Source organism: Peptoniphilus sp. HMSC062D09 (assembly GCF_001811425.1).
In the GTDB taxonomy this organism is placed as follows: domain Bacteria; phylum Bacillota; class Clostridia; order Tissierellales; family Peptoniphilaceae; genus Peptoniphilus_A.
In genome coordinates this window covers 2,764-2,967 of the sequence record NZ_KV804746.1, presented here as the reverse complement: position 1 = coordinate 2,967, position 204 = coordinate 2,764, and positions in this window count along the sequence as shown.

Below are 204 nucleotides of genomic sequence, written 5' to 3'. Positions count from 1 at the left end.
TAGTCCCCGCGTGGGCGGGGGTGATCCTGCAGGTATCATGTATGAGGGTATGGAAGTAAAGTAGTCCCCGCGTGGGCGGGGGTGATCCTTCTCTGGCTTGGTCAATTAGATTCATTGCTTGGTAGTCCCCGCGTGGGCGGGGGTGATCCTGAAAAGATTAAATACGCAGAATTAAAATTAAAGTAGTCCCCGCGTGGGCGGGGG